A 15,318-nucleotide genomic window follows, 5' to 3' on the forward strand; every position below is an offset into this window, starting at 1 on the left:
ACCGTGCCGTCGGCAAGGAGGACCTGTGCTCACCGTCAGTGACCGCTTACCTGAGCACGGACCCACCGCCTGCGTATCGCTGGACGCCACCAACGCGTCCACGACGATCAGCCACCCGTCCCACGAGGGCACGTGGCGTCTGGTCCTCGTCGGGCCGATGGAGTTCACCTCCATCGGCCCGACGGAGATCGGGGTCTGACCATGGGCCTGGACGCCATCAGGGCGGCCCTGCCGGAGTACGCCAGGGACATCGCGCTCAACCTGGGCGCCACCATCGGCACCTCGGCGTTGACCCCGGCGCAGAGCTGGGGCACCGCGCTGGCCTGCGCGGTGACCGCCCGCAACCCGGTGGTGCTGCGGGAGATCGCGGCCGAGGCGCTCGGCCACCTCGGACCGGAGGGTGTCGAGGCGGCCAAGGGCGCCGCGGCGATCATGGCGATGAACAACATCTACTACCGGGCTAAGCACCTGATCGGCGACGAGCGGTACGCCTCGATGCCGGCCCGCCTGCGCATGCGGATCATCGCGAGGCCAGGGGTGGACAAGGGCGACTTCGAGCTCTGGTGCCTCGCCGTGTCGGCCATCGCCGGCTGCGCGGTGTGCCTGGAGTTGCACGAGAAGAAGCTGCGCGGCAGCGGCTTCACCCGGGAGCAACTACACGAGACCCTGCGGATCTCCGCCGTGGTGCACGCCGCGGCGGTCACCCTGGACGCCGAGGCCGCCGTTTCCGGCCCCCGACAGCCGGGTAGCTCCTGCCAAGACATGAGCTGATCGGTGACAGTCAGGAGTGAACGGTATGGACAGGATCGATCCGCACGCCACGCACGCCGGGCCGGACCCGCTGCACGGCGGCGACCAGGGCGTCGTGCCCGGTGGCGCGCCAGCCGGCACGTTCGACCCCTGGCGGTACCGGGACCAGGCCGGGGTGGCCGACGCCGACCTGGTCGGCTACAAGGTCGAGGCCAGCGACGGTGGCGTCGGCAAGATCGACAGTGCCAGCCACGAGGTGGGCGGCAGCTACCTGGTGGTCGACACCGGCCCCTGGATCTTCGGCAAGAAGGTGATGCTGCCGGCCGGCACCGTCAACCAGGTCGACCACGACCAGCGCACCGTCTCCGTCGACCGCACCCGGGACCAGATCAAGGCCGCCCCGGAGTACGACGAGAGCAGCCACAGCGACCCGACCTACCGGGATCAGCTGGGCGGCTACTACGACGAGACGTACGGCGCCCTCCCGCCGGGCACGGCCCGCTGACTGTTCGACCCGACGGCCGGTGGGGTGTGGTCCCACCGGCCGTTACCGTGTGAGCGTGGACGCCATCGACGAAAATCGTCAGACCTCGCTGCTGCCCGCCACCTTCAACTTCCGCGACGTCGGTGGCCACCTCGGCCACGGCGACCGACCCGTACGCCGGGGCCGGCTCTTCCGTTCCGACTCGCTGCACCGCCTCACCGAGCAGGACGGGGACGCGTTCGCCGCGATCGGGATCCGCACCGTCATCGACCTGCGCCGCCCCAGCGAGGTGCAGCGGGACGGCCGGGTGCCGGCATACCAGGGGCTGACCTACCGCAACATCCACCCGGAGCACGCCGACTGGGCGAGCACACCGCACCAGGAGGGTGCCAGCCTGGCCCGTTACCTCGCGGACCGGTACGCCGACCTGGCCCAGACCGGCACCGCCGGGCTGGCCGAGGCGGTCGGGTTGATCGCCGACTCCGCCAATGCCCCGGCGGTGGTGCACTGTGTCGCCGGCAAGGACCGCACCGGCATCGTCTGTGCGCTGACGCTCTCCGTGCTCGGCGTCGACGACGCGGACATCACCGCGGACTACGCGCTCAGCTCCGAGGCGTCGGCCCGGTTCAGTGCCTGGCTGGCGACCACCAGCCCGACTGGCCCGGCCGTGCCGGCGCCGTTTCTGGCCTCGCCCGCCGAGGCGATGCAGCTCTTCCTCGACGAGCTACGCGAGGGGTACGGCTCGGTCGAGGCGTACCTGCGGCACGCCGGGGTGACCGACGAGCAGCTCGCCGCCCTCCGCGACCACCTGCTCGAGGAGCCGACCGAGGCGTAGCCCGCCGGGGCCGGGGCCGACCAGACCGCCGACTGCGCCGGCCCGTCTGATGGGGACGGGCCGGCACGGCCACGGAGGTCAGAGGACCCGCTGCACCCAGCCGTACTCGTCGGCCGCCTTGCCGCGCTGGATGTTCACCAACTGCTCGCGGATGCTCATGGTGACCCGGCCGGGCTCGCCGCCACCGACCAGGAACTCACCGTCGGGGAAGCGGACCCCGCCGATCGGGGTGACCACCGCGGCGGTGCCGCAGGCGAACACCTCCCGGAGGCGACCGCTGGCCGCGTCGGCCTGCCAGTCGGCGAAGCTGACCGGTCGCTCCTCGACCACGTGCCCGGCCGCGCCGGCCAGCGTGAGGATCGCGTCGCGGGTGATGCCCGGCAGGATCGTGCCGGTCAGCGGCGGGGTGACGATCGAGTTGTCGTCGTAGACGAAGAAGACGTTCATGCCGCCCAACTCGTCCACGAACCGGCGCTCCACCGCGTCCAGGAAGACGACCTGGTCGCAGCCGGCCTCGATCGCCTCGGCCTGGGCTGCCAGCGACGTCGCGTAGTTGCCGCCGCACTTGGCCGCGCCGGTGCCGCCGGGCGCGGCCCGGGTGTAGTCCGGCGAGACCCAGACGGTGACCGGCTTGACCCCACCGGTGAAGTACGCGCCGACAGGTGAGGCGATCACCAGGTAGAGGTATTCGTTGGCTGGGCGGACGCCGAGGAAGACCTCGCTGGCGAACATGAACGGCCGCAGGTAGAGGCTGCCGTCCTCGCCGGTGGGGATCCACTCCTGGTCGATCTCGATGAGCTTGTGCAGCGAGTCGACGAACACCTCGGGCGGCAGCTCCGGCATCGCCATCCGCTGCGCCGACGCGACGAACCGGGCCGCGTTGGCGTCCGGCCGGAACATCGTCACGCCGCCGTCGGCCGTCCGGTACGCCTTCAGTCCCTCGAAGATCTCCTGCGCGTAGTGCAGCACCGCGCTGGCCGGGTCCATCGGGATCGGGCCTCGCGCCTCCACCCGGGCGTCGTACCAGCCCTTGCCCTCGGCGTAGCGGACGGTGACCATGTGGTCGGTGAAGACGCGGCCGAACCCGGGGTTGGCCAGCAGGGCGGCCCGGTCGGCGGCGGATACCGGCGCGGGATTCGGACGGATCTCGAAGTCGAGCATGTCACCACCGCTCATCGGGCTGACCTCCCTGCGGGACAACGGCATGCGGGACCGCACACCGAATTGGCTGTGCCAGAAACTTACCCGAACGGCCGTTCAGCGGGTAGCGCCGCTCGGGCGAGACGGGCGGTCCGGCCGAGCCGAGGGCTGGGCCGGCCGCTGCTGGGGCCGGGGGCGGTCAGGCTACGGCGTGGGCCGCGAGCCGATCCCCGACCTCTTCGGTCCGCAGCGCGACGCCCGGAGTGCGGGCGGCCAGCTCGGCGGCGACCGCCGCGTTGACCCGGGCCGCGGACTCGGTGTGCCCGAGCTGCTCCAGCAGCAGTGCGGCGGAGAGCACGGCGGCGACCGGGTCGGCGATGCCCCGCCCGGCGATGTCCGGCGCCGAGCCGTGTACCGGCTCGAACATCGAGGGGTACGCCCCCTCGGGGTTGATGCAGCCGCTTGCCGCCAGCCCGATCCCACCGGTGACGGCGGCGGCGATGTCGGTGAGGATGTCACCGAAGAGGTTGTCGGTGACCACCACGTCGTAGCGCTGCGGCTGGGTGACCAGGAACATCGCGGCGGCGTCGACGTGCTGATATTCGGTGGCGATGTCCGGGTGCTCGGCGGCGACCAGGTCGAAGGTGCGCGACCAGAGCGACCCGGCGTGGGTGAGCACGTTGGTCTTGTGCACCAGGGTGACCTTGCGTCGCTCCCGGCGGGCGGCGCGGGCGAACGCGTCGCGGATCACCCGCTCCACGCCGTGCCGGGTGTTCAGGCTCTCCTCCGTGGCGACCTCGGCGGGAGTGTCCCGGTGCAGCGTTCCACCGGCCCCGGCGTAGAGGCCCTCGGTGCCCTCGCGGACCACCACGAGGTCGACCTCGCCCGGCTTGACGTTGCCGAGCGGGCCGGCGACTCCGGGCCAGAGCCGGGACGGGCGCAGGTTGACGTACTGGTCGAACGCGAACCGGAGCTTGAGCAGCAGCCCCCGCTCCAGGACACCGGGCGGGACCGTCGGGTCACCGACCGCGCCGAGCAGGATCGCGTCGTGCCCGGCCAACTCGGTCAGCACCGAGTCGGGCAGCACCTCTCCGGTACGGTGCCAGCGGGCCGCGCCGAGGTCGTACTCGGTGGCCTGCACGCCCGGCAGCACCGCGTCGAGGACCTTGCGGGCCTGCGCGACCACCTCGGGCCCGATGCCGTCTCCGGCCACCACCGCGATCCGCGCCACGACCGCACTCCTCTGCTCAACGGGTCCGTCCCGGCAACGGTACGTCGCTGTCCCGCCTCCCGGTACGCGGGGTCCAACATCTGAGAAATTGTGATGCACAGCAGCCTCTCAGCTGGGACTCATGAGGCGGTCATGTCCGCTGCCTACGGTGTGGTCAGCGGGTCACGGGGGCCTGCTGACCGCCGGGTCGCGACGACGCGGCACCGAGTGCGAGGGGACAGATGCGATGCGCATCGACGAACAGCCGCGGACCCGCTGGCCGGACCCGTCGGCATTCCGCAGTCGTCGACCGGACCTTCGCCTCGGCAGCCGCCGACAGCGGATCGACCCGGCCGGCGCCACCGAGGGCCGGATCGCCGTGCAGCACACCGTCCGCACCGCGACCGCCGAATACACCCTCCTCCTCAACGCGCCCGAGTGGCTCGGCCGCCGGGGCGTGGGCGAGGCTCTGCGGGACAGCGTCGCGGAGCTGCGCGCCATCGACCTCACCTACGGCCCCAACCGGCCGGAGAGCCTGGTCTCCCGGCTGCGCCGGGGTGAGATCAGCCCGGATTCGTACGCCCCGCTCGCCGACCTGGTGGACCGCTGCGCGGCCATGCGCGCGGCCACCGACGGGTGGTTCGACGCCTGGGCGGTGCCCGGCGGCTTCGACCCGGGCGGTCTGCTCGGTGGCTGGGCGGTGGAACGGGCCGCCGAGAGGCTTCGGGCCGCGGGAATCCACGACTACGCCGTACTGGCCGGAGCCGACCTCGTCGTCCGCGGCCACGCGCCGCACGGTGGGCCGTGGCGGGTCGCGGTGCACCACCCCACCGCACCCGAGCGCGCACCGCTGGTGTTGGAGATGACCGCCGGCGCGGTCGGCACCTCCGGGGTGACCGGGCGACAGGGGCACGTGGTGGACCCGCACACCGGCGAGCCGGCCGACCAGCTCGTCGCCGCCACGGTCGTGGGTCCGGACCTGACGATCGCCGACGCCTACGCCACCGCGCTGTACGCCGCCGGCCCCACCGGCCTGGCGTGGTTCCGGGGCAACTCCCACTATCGGGTGCTCTTCGCCCACCGACGCTGAGTGTTGCGATCGGCCCCCACGCTCTCGGCAACGATCGTGGGGGCCGATCAGCGACGAGTGCGCGTGGCTCGCACAATCGAGGGGTGCGGACCGGTCGCGCCGGATGCCGACCGCGCCACCCGAAGACGGGCCGGCGCCTCGAACTCGGCCAGTGACCGCAGTACGTACGCTAGCGAATCGACGCAACTCGACGCAAGAGTCTCTACACCGGACCGTCGGGACGGGAGACTCCGGACCCGATGGTTGACCGGCGGCGAGGCAGTTTCGACATGGTGAACGGCGGATGGCACGCTATCCGCCGTGAGTTTCGATCTGAGCGTGTGGGCCCTGGAGGCCGGGGCGACGCCCGAGGACGTGCGGACAGCGGTCAACGGTTGCCGGCAGGGGCGACACGTGGACCGTTACCCGGATCCGCGGGTGGTCAGCTTCTACCGGGCGATCACCGCGTCCTATCCGGACCGTCACCCCGGCGCGAACAGCCCGTGGGCGGTGGCACCACTGCACGCCGCCCACGATCATGTCGAGCTGAACCTGCACCCGACCTGCGCGGACCAGGTGCTGCTGGACATCGAGCGGCTGGCCGGCGAGCACGGGCTGATGCTCTTCGACCCGCAGGACGGCTCGGTCTACCCGCCCCAGGCGCGACTGCCCGGCTGACCTGACCGGCGGCACGGCCTGGGAAACGACGAGGGGCCCGGCGAATCGCCAGGCCCCCACGGTGCGTGTCGGTAACTACTCGTCGCGCAGATCAGCGGCGCTGGCCGCGGTCGCGCCGATCGACTCGGCGGCCGAGGTGAGCAGGTCGGCGCCGAGCGCCTGGTCGACGGTGAGCGTCATCAGCGTCTCGCCGCCCGCCTCACGCCGGGCCACCTGCATGGCGGCGATGTTGATGCCCGACTCGCCGAGCAGGGTGCCGACCGTGCCGACGACACCGGGCCGGTCGGCGTAGCGCAGGAAGAGCAGGATGCCCTCCGCGCCGATCTCCACGTCGAAGCCGTCCACCTCGGTCAGCTTGAGCACGTCCCGAGCACCCGAGTGGGTGACCGTGCCGGAGACACTCACCGTCCGGCCGTCCGGCAGCGCGCCGCGTACGGTGACCAGGGTGGGCTGCTCGGCCGTCTCGGCCAGGGCCGCCAGGGTGACCTCGACGCCCCGCTCCGCGGCCAGGTGCGGCGCGTTGACGTAGGTGACCTGCTCCTCGACCACCGAGCTGAACAGGCCCTTCGTCGCGGCGAGCTTCAGCACCGACACGTCGTGCGCGACGATCTCGCCGCGAACCTCGACGGTGACGCTGGCCGCGATGCCGCCGGCGACAGCGGTGAACGCCCGGCCCAGCTTCTCGGCCAGCGGCAGCAGTGGCCGCACGTCCTCGGCGACCACGCCGCCGGCCTGCACGTTCACCGCGTCCGGCACGAACTCGCCCTGCAACGCGAGCTTGACGCTCTTCGCCACGGCGAGACCGGCCTTGTCCTGCGCCTCGTTGGTGGAGGCGCCCAGGTGCGGGGTGGCCACCACGTTGTCGAAGGCGAACAGCGGCGAGGAGGTGCACGGCTCCTTGCTGTACACGTCGACACCGGCGCCGGCGACCCGGCCCTCGGCGATGGCGTTCGCGAGCGCCTGCTCGTCGACGAGGCCACCACGGGCGGCGTTGACGATGCGAACGCCGGGCTTGACGATCGCCAGCTCCTTCTCACCGATCAGGCCGACCGTCTCCGGCGTCTTCGGCAGGTGGATGGAGATGAAGTCGCTCTCCCGCAGCAGCTCCTCCAGCCCGACCAGGCGGACGCCGAGCTGCGCCGCACGGGCCGGCTGGATGTACGGGTCGTACGCGATCAGCCGGGTGCCGAACGCGGCGATGCGCTGCGCGAAGAGCACGCCGATGCGACCGAGCCCCACCACGCCGACGGTCTTGCCCTGCACCTCGACGCCCGTGTACTTCGACCGCTTCCACTCCCCCGCCTTGAGCGCGGCACTGGCGCTGGCGGTGTTCCGGGCGACGGCGAGCAACAGCGCGACGGCCTGCTCGGCGGCGGAGACGATGTTGGAGGTGGGCGCGTTCACGACCATCACGCCCCGCGCGGTGGCGGCCGCCACCTCGACGTTGTCCAGCCCGACGCCGGCCCGGGCGACCACCTTGAGTCGCGGTGCGGCGGCGACCGCCTCCGCGTCGATCTGGGTGGCGCTGCGCACGATGACGGCGTCGGCCTCGGAGAGCGCCGAGAGCAGGGCCGGACGGTCGGTGCCGTCGACGTGCCGGACGTCGAAGTCGTGGGCGAGCACCTCGATGGCGGCGGGGGCGAGTTCTTCGGCGATCAGTACGACAGGATTCATCGGTCCTCGTAGAGGTCGTGTTTGCGATCGGCGCGGGCGGCCGGGCGCAGCACTGCGCCCTGCGCTGATCCGTGCCGTGGCCGTCAGGTGCCGGCTGCTGCACCTACAGGCGATCGTAGGGGCCGGGCTGGTCGACGTGTTCCGGTCTTCGGGGTGAGTGCCCTCACACGCCCGGTCGAGCGACGGACATCGGCCGTTCACCGCACCGACACGGTTGCCCGCGCCCGCTACAACCGGAGACACACCCCTGCGGGAGGAGCCACAATTGTTGCTCGCCGTGCGTCGCACGCTGCTGCGACAGCTGACCCGCATCGATCTCACGCGGTTCGGTCCGAAGCTGGCCGAGGCGTTGGTCACCCGGTCCCAACAGGTGAAAATCCGACGCAGCTTCGTGTCCCGGCGCACCGCCGCCGCGGACGAGGCGGTCGCGCTCTACCGGCGGCTGGTCCAGGACCGGCCGGGCCGGCACGAGGTGGGGCTCGCGCGGGCGCTCGTCGCGCAAGGATCCGTCCCCGACGACCGCACGGTCGAATCCGCGGTCGCGCAGGGCCGGGAGGCGATCGGGTACGTCGGGAACGCGACCGACCGAGACGGCCTCGTCGTCCTGGCCGCGGCGCAGCTGATGGTGGCCATGCAACTCCGCTCCGACGCACCCCGCGACGCGCTGCTGCTCGCCGACCAGGCCCGGGATACCTGGCTACGGTGCGCGCCGCTCGGCGCCCGTGAGCGGATGGCGTTGGCCCGGTCCCTCACCGAGCTCGGCTACTGCCGGGCGGTGCTGGGCGAGCCGGCCGCGGCGCTCGCCGCCCGGGAGGAGGCGGTCGAGTTGTTCCGGCGGCTTCCCCTCTGGATGCGGCTGAAGCACATGCCCGCCCGACTCGAGGCGATGACCGGGCTGGCGGAATCCCTCGTCTCGCATCGTCGGTGGGCCGAGGCGCTGACGCTGACCACGGGTGCCCGCGAGGACCTGACCTTCATGAGCCGTGTGGAGCCACTGCGGTTCCGGCCGATGCTCGGCAGACTGTTGTTCGTGATCGCCAAGTGCCACGTGGGGCTCGGCGAACCGGAGGCGGCTGTTGCGGCGGCCGAGGAGGCGGTCGGGCACTACCGCTGGTTGGCCGAACACGACCCCGTTCGATATCACAGTCGGTTGGTCGTCGCGCTACGCGCGTTGGCCGGCATCCTCAACGCCCTTGGGCGGTACGAGAGGGCAGCCTGGGCAGCCGCTGAGGCCGAGGCGACGGAAAGCCGCTGACGCGGGGCGTTACGGCCAGCGGCCGGCGACCCGCGCTGGGGAGAGCGCGGGATCGCCGGCCGCTGGTGGACCGTTTCGGGTCGTACGGGTCAGGCGGTCTCGGTGATCGGGCGGTCGACCCAGCTCATCATGCCGCGCAGCTTCTTGCCGGTCTCCTCGATCGGGTGCGCCGCACCCTCGGCCTGCCACTTGGTGAAGTTGGGCCGGCCGGCCTCGTCCTCGGCGACCCACTCGCGGGCGAACTCGCCGGACTGGATCTCGCCCAGGATCTTGCGCATCTCGTCCTTGACCCGGGAGTCGATGATGCGCGAGCCACGGGAGAGGTCGCCGTACTCGGCGGTGTCGGAGATGCTGTAGCGCATCTTCGCGATGCCGCCCTCGTACATGAGGTCGACGATCAGCTTCAGCTCGTGCAGGCACTCGAAGTAGGCGACCTCCGGGGCGTAGCCCGCCTCGGTGAGCACCTCGAAACCGGTCTGCACCAGCGCCGAGGCACCGCCGCAGAGCACCGCCTGCTCGCCGAAGAGGTCGGTCTCGGTCTCCTCGGTGAAGGTGGTCTTGATCGCGCCGGCGCGGGTGCCGCCGATCCCCTTGGCGTACGCGAGGGCGAGGGCGAAGGCGTTGCCGCTGGCGTCCTGCTCGACGGCGACGAGACAGGGCACACCCTTGCCGTCGGCGTACTGGCGGCGGACCAGGTGGCCGGGGCCCTTCGGCGCGACCATCGCCACGTCCACGTCGGCCGGCGGCTTGATCAGGTCGTACCGGATGTTGAAGCCGTGGCCGAAGAAGATGGCCTTGCCCGCGGCGAGGTTCGGGGCGATCGACTCCGAGTAGATCGAACGCTGGGCGGTGTCCGGCGCGAGCACCATGATCACGTCGGCCTCGGCGGAGGCCTGCGCCGGCGTGAGGACCCGGAAGCCCTGCTCCTCGGCCTTGGGCCGGCTCTTCGAGCCCTCCGGCAGACCGATCACCACGTCGACGCCGGAATCCCGCAGCGACAGCGCGTGGGCGTGGCCCTGACTGCCGTAGCCGATGACCGCGACCTTCTTGGCCTGGATCAGGCCGAGGTCGGCATCGTCGTCGTAGAACACCTCAACGCTCATGAGAACTTCCCTTTCGTACGACGGACGGGGCGGCCCGTCGTGGCTGTGCGGATGGGTTCGGGTACGGCCCGGCCGGGCCGACCGGTGGCGGTCAGGCGGCCCGGAGCGCGGGCCCGGCGGTGATCGAACGCGAGCCGCGCCCGATCGCCACCAGCCCGGACTGGACCATCTCCTTGATCCCGAAGGATTCAAGATCGCGGAGTAGCGCGTCGAGCTTGTCCGGGGTGCCGGTGGCCTCGATGGTCAGCGTGTCCGGGGCGACGTCGACCACCCGGGCGCGGAACAGGCTGACGGTCTCCAGCACCTGGGACCGGGCGGACCGGTCGGCGCGGACCTTCACCAGCAGCAACTCCCGGGCGACCGAGACCTGCGGATCCAGCTCAACGATCTTGAGCACGTTGACCAGCTTGTTGAGCTGCTTGGTGACCTGCTCCAACGGAGACGACTCGGCGTTGACCACGATGGTGATCCGGGAGACGTCCGGGTTCTCGGTCTCGCCGACGGCGAGACTGTCGATGTTGAACCCGCGCCGGGAGAACAGGCCGGAGACCCGGGCGAGCACACCGGGCTTGTTCTCCACGAGCACGGACAGGGTGTGCATGGTCATTAGATATCATCCTCGTCGAAGACCGGGCGGACGCCGCGGGCGAACATGATCTCGTCGTTGCTGGTGCCGGCGGCGACCATCGGCCAGACCATCGCGTCCTTGCCGACCACGAAGTCGATCACGACCGGAGCGTCGTTGATCTCCATGGCCGCGGCGATGGTCTTGTCCACGTCGTCGGCGGTCTCGCAGCGCAACCCGATGCAGCCCAGCGCCTCGGCGAGCTTGACGAAATCCGGAATGCGGTGCTTGTGGGTGCCGAGGTCGGTGTTGGAGTAGCGCTCGTTGTAGAACAGCGTCTGCCACTGCCGGACCATGCCGAGATTGCCGTTGTTGATCACGGCGATCTTGACCGGGATGCCCTCCAACGCGCAGGTGGCCAACTCCTGGTTGGTCATCTGGAAGCAGCCGTCACCGTCCACCGCCCAGACCACCGTGTCCGGCTTGCCGACCTTCGCGCCCATCGCCGCCGGCACCGCGTAACCCATCGTGCCGAGGCCGCCGGAATTCAACCAGGTGTACGGCTTCTCGTAGGAGATGAACTGGGACGCCCACATCTGGTGCTGGCCCACCCCGGCCACGAAGATCGCGTCCGGGCCGACGATCTCGCCCAGGCGCTTGATCACGTACTGCGGGGAGAGCGTGCCGTCGGACGGCTCGTCGTAGCCCAGCGGGTAGCGGTTGCGCAGGTCGTCCAGCTGAGTCCACCAGTCACCCAGGTCGGTGCTGCGACCCGCCGACCGCTCGACGGTCACCGCGGCGATCAGCTCGTCGATGACGTGCTTGGCGTCTCCGACGATCGGCACGTCCACGTGCCGGTTCTTGCCGATCTCCGCCGGGTCGATGTCCGCGTGCACCACTGTCGCGTCCGGGGCGAACGAGTCGAGCTTGCCGGTGACCCGGTCGTCGAACCGCGCGCCGAGCGCGACGATCAGATCCGCCTTCTGCAGGCCGTAGACCGCGGCGACGGTGCCGTGCATGCCGGGCATGCCCAGGTGTTGCTGATGCGAGTCGGGGAACGCGCCGAGCGCCATCAGCGTGGTGACCACCGGGATGCCGGTCAGCTCGGCCAGTCGGCGCAGCCCGTCCGTGGCGCCGGCCTTGAGGACACCGCCACCGACGTAGAGCACCGGCCGGCGGGCCGCGGCCATCAGCCGCGCCGCCTCCCGGATCTGCTTGCCGTGCGGGTGCAGGGTCGGCCGGTAACCGGGCAGGTCCAGGGTGGGCGGCCAGGCGAAGGTGGTCTGCGCCTGGAGCACGTCCTTGGGGATGTCGACGAGCACCGGGCCGGGCCGGCCGCTGCTGGCCAGGTGGAACGCCTCGGCCAGCACCTGGGGGATCTCCTCGGCGTTCTGCACGAGGAAGTTGTGCTTGGTGATCGGCAGGGTGATGCCCTGGATGTCCGCCTCCTGGAAGGCGTCGGTGCCGATCGACGGGCGGGCCACCTGCCCGGTGATCGCCACCATCGCCACCGAATCCATGTACGCGTCGGCGATCGGGGTGACCAGGTTCGTCGCACCCGGGCCGGAGGTGGCGATGCACACGCCGACCTTGCCGGTGGCCTGCGCGTACCCGGTCGCCGCGTGCCCCGCGCCCTGCTCGTGGCGCACCAGGATGTGCCGGACGCTGGAGTCGTAGAGCGGGTCGTACGCCGGCAGGATCGCGCCGCCCGGGATGCCGAAGACGACGTCGACCTCGAGCGCCTCGAGGGACCGCACGAGCGAACCGGCCCCGGTGACCTGGGTCGGCGCGGAGGGCCGTACCGCCGGAACGGCCGGGGTGGCCGGGGTGGCCGCGGAACGCGCGGCGGCCGGGTCGACGTCGACGGTCGGGTCGACGGCCGCACGGGCCCGGCGGGCGGAGTGGGCGAGGGTCTCGGGCGTGGGTCTCGTCATGACGGTTCTGGCCTTCGGCTGGAGTGGCTGGTGGCTAGTCAAGCGATGCGACGCGGGCGGAGCCCGCCTCGCCAGGTTCCGATGGCAATAAAAACGGCCCTCGTGCAGATGCACGGGGCCAGCGCACTCTCAATGGGGAGAGTGCGCTCAGGTAAGTACTCGCAGCGACCGGTACGACGACATGCGGCTAAGCCTGACGCATCTCACGCGATGAGTCAACTGCTCCCACATGTTGGTCAACGGACGTCGGCGAGTCGCCCGGCGACTCGCCATCGGCAGCCGGGTTGACCTGCGCGTAACCGCCCGGAACCCGGCGTGGCGGGGGCACCGGCGTGGGCCGTGCACCCGGTGAGGTGGCCGCCTCCAGCATCGCCTCCAGGTGCTCGGCCGGCACCCCCCAGCCGAAGAGCGCGCCCTGGCCGAAGCGGCAGCCGGCGGCCACCACCGCGGCCAGCTCGGTAGGCGTGGTCACCCCCTCGGCGATCACCTCCAGGCCCAACTGGTGGCCCAGTCGCATGACGATGTCGACCATCGGGGCGAACGCCGGACCGTCCCGACCGACCGGCCGGACCGGCTCGTGCTCGGCCACCAGACTGTGGTCGATCTTCAGAATGTCGATCGGCAGCCGGCGCAGCTGCCCCAGCGACGAGTAGCCGGCCCCGAAGTCGTCGAGCGCGATCCGGACACCTGTCAACCGCAGGGCGGTCAGCCGCCGGATCAGCTCGTCCAGGTCGGTGGCGACCGCGTGCTCGGTGACCTCCAGCACCAACCGCTGCGGCGGCACGTGGTGGGCGCGCAGCGCCTCGGCGACCTGGACCACGTACTCCGGGGCGTGCAGCTCGCGCGGAGAGACGTTCACCGACACCCAGACGTCGTGGCCGTCCGCCAGCCAACGGGACAGTTGGTAGCAGGCCTGGTGCAGCACCCACGCACCCAGCGGGGCGATCATGCCGCACTCCTCGGCGAGCGGGATGAACTCGTCCGGGCCGACGTTGCCCAGCTCGGGGTGGTGCCACCGCAACAGCGCCTCGGCGCCCACCGGCCGCACCGACGGCAGCGACGCCACCGGCTGGAAGGCCAACCGCAGCTCGTCGCGATCGATGGCGCCGCGCAGCTCGTGCTCCACCGTCGTCCGCCGGCGCAGCAGCTTGTCGTACGTGGCGTCGTAGCGTTCGATCCGGTTCTTGCCGCGCTGCTTGGCGTAGCGCAACGCCAGGTCGGCGTGGCGCAGCAGCAGGTCCACGTCCGGCTCGCCGACCCAACCGGCCACCCCGATGCTCACCGAGAGGAAGACTGGCCCCTCCGGCTCGTCGTACGGCCGGTTGACCACCCCGAGCAACCGCTCGGCGACACGGTCCGCCTCGGCCGGGCGGCCCTGCATGAGGACGGCGAACTCGTCGCCACCCAACCGGGCGGCCACGTCGCCGGGGCGCAGGTTGCTCCGCAGCCGCCGCCCGACCTCGGCCAGCACGGCGTCACCCACGTCGTGGCCGCGCATGTCGTTGACGTTCTTGAAGCCGTCCAGGTCGAGACCGAGCAGCACGCACGGAGTGCCCGCCGCGGCGCTGTCGTGAAGTGCGCGCAGCAGCCCGCGCCGGTTGGCCAACGACGTCAGCGGGTCGGTGTGCGCCAGCTCGCGGAAGTGGGCCTCCCGCTCGGCCAGGCGGCTCGCGTACCCCCGGACGTCGCGCAGGGTGAGGTACTGCCGCGCCACCAGGGCGAAACCCTCCACGCTGCCGGCCACGATGCCCGCCGCGGTGAAGCGGCCGTTCTGGGCGAGGTGATACATCGCCGAGGCGGCCATCGCGACCATCGGGGCGATCGCGTACTCGCCGTCGCGACCGATCAGATCCACCTCGACCTGCCCCGGCCGGTCGGCCCGGTGCACGGCGAGCGCGACGGTCAGCAGCCCGGCGGCGAGCACTGCCGCGCCGGTGAACGCCATGGTCGGCCCGGTCTGGCAGAGCCCGGCACTGAGACCCATCCCGCCGCAGCTGACCGCACTGACGCCGACGCCCAGCGCGGCGAGCCGTCGACGTGGGGCGGCAGCCCGGAAGATGACGATCACGGCGAGGCCGGCACCGAGCGCGGCACTCACCGTGACCACCAGGATCGCCGGGCAGGCAGTCGGGGTGGCGGCGCCGAGCAACCGGGTGGGCTCGGAGAACAGCACCCAGCCGACGAACCACAGCGCCGCCGCCATCACCAGCCCGTCCAGGGCGAGCCGGGCCGTGCCCGCCGCGGTGGCCGCCACCCCCGGCAGCCGGAGCAGCCCGGCGGCGAAGGCCAGCCCACTCACCGCCGTGCCGATCGCCACCACGGTCGCCCAGCCCGTGCGCTGCCCCTGCTCGTGGGTCCAGTGGGGGTTGGCGTTGAGCGCGGCGACCACCCCGGCCAGCAGGCTGAGCAGGGCGACCCCGGCGGCCACCGCGAGCAGCACGTGTGCCGGTCGACGCGGCCCGGTGCGCCGCCGGGCGACCAGGGTCAGCAACACGGCGGCCGCAGCGGCGACGAGCCCGCTGAGCCCCGCGACAGCGACCATGCCCGGGGGGAGTTGCACGCCTTAAAGAGTGCCGGATCGACGCACGCCGTGGGGGGCTGGGTGTGCAACTGTTGGGACA

14 protein-coding genes are annotated in these 15,318 nt (G+C 71.7%); 7 read left to right on the plus strand and 7 right to left on the minus strand.

What is annotated here, in order from left to right; translation table 11 throughout:
- The first annotated feature begins 25 nt into the window (after positions 1 to 25).
- Genes AB0C01_RS23930 through AB0C01_RS23945 form a run of 4 tightly spaced genes read left to right on the plus strand, consistent with a single transcriptional unit; the run spans position 26 to position 2,069 of the window.
- Complete coding sequence (locus AB0C01_RS23930; protein WP_357250603.1) at positions 26 to 199, plus strand: hypothetical protein; 174 nt, start codon at positions 26 to 28, stop codon at positions 197 to 199.
- A 2-nt stretch (positions 200 to 201) separates the two neighbouring features.
- Positions 202 to 771, plus strand: coding sequence for a carboxymuconolactone decarboxylase family protein (locus AB0C01_RS23935; protein ID WP_357572152.1), 570 nt, complete (start codon positions 202 to 204; stop codon positions 769 to 771).
- A 25-nt stretch (positions 772 to 796) separates the two neighbouring features.
- Positions 797 to 1,255 carry a PRC-barrel domain containing protein gene (locus AB0C01_RS23940; protein ID WP_357572153.1) on the plus strand — a complete coding sequence of 153 codons (459 nt, stop codon included), beginning with the start codon at positions 797 to 799 and terminating at the stop codon, positions 1,253 to 1,255.
- Between the two features lie 55 nt (positions 1,256 to 1,310).
- Positions 1,311 to 2,069, plus strand: a complete 759-nt coding sequence (locus tag AB0C01_RS23945; RefSeq protein ID WP_357250612.1) for a tyrosine-protein phosphatase — start codon at positions 1,311 to 1,313, stop codon at positions 2,067 to 2,069.
- 78 nt (positions 2,070 to 2,147) lie between these two features.
- Here AB0C01_RS23945 and AB0C01_RS23950 read toward each other — a convergent pair whose 3' ends face one another.
- Positions 2,148 to 3,245: a branched-chain amino acid aminotransferase gene (locus AB0C01_RS23950; RefSeq protein WP_357250615.1), complete on the minus strand. Its 1,098-nt coding sequence runs from the start codon at positions 3,243 to 3,245 to the stop codon at positions 2,148 to 2,150.
- A 163-nt stretch (positions 3,246 to 3,408) separates the two neighbouring features.
- Positions 3,409 to 4,440, minus strand: coding sequence for a 3-isopropylmalate dehydrogenase (locus AB0C01_RS23955; RefSeq protein WP_357250618.1), 1,032 nt, complete (start codon positions 4,438 to 4,440; stop codon positions 3,409 to 3,411).
- A 226-nt stretch (positions 4,441 to 4,666) separates the two neighbouring features.
- On the opposite strand from AB0C01_RS23955, the gene AB0C01_RS23960 reads away from it, so the two are divergent.
- The gene (locus AB0C01_RS23960) at positions 4,667 to 5,509 is read left to right on the plus strand and encodes an FAD:protein FMN transferase (protein WP_357250621.1); all 843 of its coding nucleotides are present in this window, start codon (positions 4,667 to 4,669) and stop codon (positions 5,507 to 5,509) included.
- Positions 5,510 to 5,809: 300 nt separating this feature from the next.
- Positions 5,810 to 6,166 (plus strand): hypothetical protein, encoded by a 357-nt coding sequence (locus AB0C01_RS23965; RefSeq protein ID WP_357572154.1) that lies wholly within the window; start codon positions 5,810 to 5,812, stop codon positions 6,164 to 6,166.
- 75 nt (positions 6,167 to 6,241) lie between these two features.
- Here the strand turns inward: AB0C01_RS23965 and serA are convergent, their stop codons facing one another.
- Positions 6,242 to 7,840 (minus strand): phosphoglycerate dehydrogenase, encoded by a 1,599-nt coding sequence (gene serA / locus AB0C01_RS23970; protein ID WP_357250626.1) that lies wholly within the window; start codon positions 7,838 to 7,840, stop codon positions 6,242 to 6,244.
- Positions 7,841 to 8,105: 265 nt separating this feature from the next.
- Here serA and AB0C01_RS23975 point away from each other — a divergent pair, with 265 nt between their 5' ends.
- The gene (locus AB0C01_RS23975) at positions 8,106 to 9,095 is read left to right on the plus strand and encodes a hypothetical protein (RefSeq protein ID WP_357250629.1); all 990 of its coding nucleotides are present in this window, start codon (positions 8,106 to 8,108) and stop codon (positions 9,093 to 9,095) included.
- 89 nt (positions 9,096 to 9,184) lie between these two features.
- On the opposite strand, the gene ilvC is transcribed toward AB0C01_RS23975, so the two are convergent.
- The 4 genes from ilvC to AB0C01_RS23995 all read right to left on the minus strand — a co-directional run bounded on the left by ilvC (position 9,185) and on the right by AB0C01_RS23995 (position 15,257).
- Positions 9,185 to 10,198, minus strand: coding sequence for a ketol-acid reductoisomerase (ilvC, locus tag AB0C01_RS23980; RefSeq protein WP_357250632.1), 1,014 nt, complete (start codon positions 10,196 to 10,198; stop codon positions 9,185 to 9,187).
- Between the two features lie 91 nt (positions 10,199 to 10,289).
- A complete protein-coding gene (gene ilvN / locus AB0C01_RS23985; protein WP_196928030.1) occupies positions 10,290 to 10,805 on the minus strand; it encodes an acetolactate synthase small subunit in 516 nt (171 codons plus the stop codon).
- Complete coding sequence (locus AB0C01_RS23990) at positions 10,805 to 12,697, minus strand: acetolactate synthase large subunit (protein WP_357572155.1); 1,893 nt, start codon at positions 12,695 to 12,697, stop codon at positions 10,805 to 10,807. Before AB0C01_RS23990 ends, ilvN begins: the two co-directional genes overlap by 1 nt.
- 187 nt (positions 12,698 to 12,884) lie before the next feature.
- A complete protein-coding gene (locus AB0C01_RS23995; protein ID WP_357250638.1) occupies positions 12,885 to 15,257 on the minus strand; it encodes a bifunctional diguanylate cyclase/phosphodiesterase in 2,373 nt (790 codons plus the stop codon).
- Between the last annotated feature and the right edge of the window lie 61 nt (positions 15,258 to 15,318).

It is taken from the genome of Micromonospora sp. NPDC048905, from assembly GCF_040649655.1.
Lineage (GTDB): Bacteria > Actinomycetota > Actinomycetes > Mycobacteriales > Micromonosporaceae > Micromonospora.

What these genes read in the sequence shown, in the direction of transcription:
- serA (WP_357250626.1), bottom strand. Translation starts at nt 7,840, where the DNA reads ATGAATCCTGTCGTACTGATCGCCGAAGAACTCGCCCCCGCCGCCATC.
- ilvN (WP_196928030.1), bottom strand. Translation starts at nt 10,805, where the DNA reads ATGACCATGCACACCCTGTCCGTGCTCGTGGAGAACAAGCCCGGTGTG.
- AB0C01_RS23960 (WP_357250621.1), top strand. Translation starts at nt 4,667, where the DNA reads ATGCGCATCGACGAACAGCCGCGGACCCGCTGGCCGGACCCGTCGGCA.
- ilvC (WP_357250632.1), bottom strand. Translation starts at nt 10,198, where the DNA reads ATGAGCGTTGAGGTGTTCTACGACGACGATGCCGACCTCGGCCTGATC.
- AB0C01_RS23990 (WP_357572155.1), bottom strand. Translation starts at nt 12,697, where the DNA reads ATGACGAGACCCACGCCCGAGACCCTCGCCCACTCCGCCCGCCGGGCC.
- AB0C01_RS23935 (WP_357572152.1), top strand. Translation starts at nt 202, where the DNA reads ATGGGCCTGGACGCCATCAGGGCGGCCCTGCCGGAGTACGCCAGGGAC.
- AB0C01_RS23950 (WP_357250615.1), bottom strand. Translation starts at nt 3,245, where the DNA reads ATGAGCGGTGGTGACATGCTCGACTTCGAGATCCGTCCGAATCCCGCG.
- AB0C01_RS23940 (WP_357572153.1), top strand. Translation starts at nt 797, where the DNA reads ATGGACAGGATCGATCCGCACGCCACGCACGCCGGGCCGGACCCGCTG.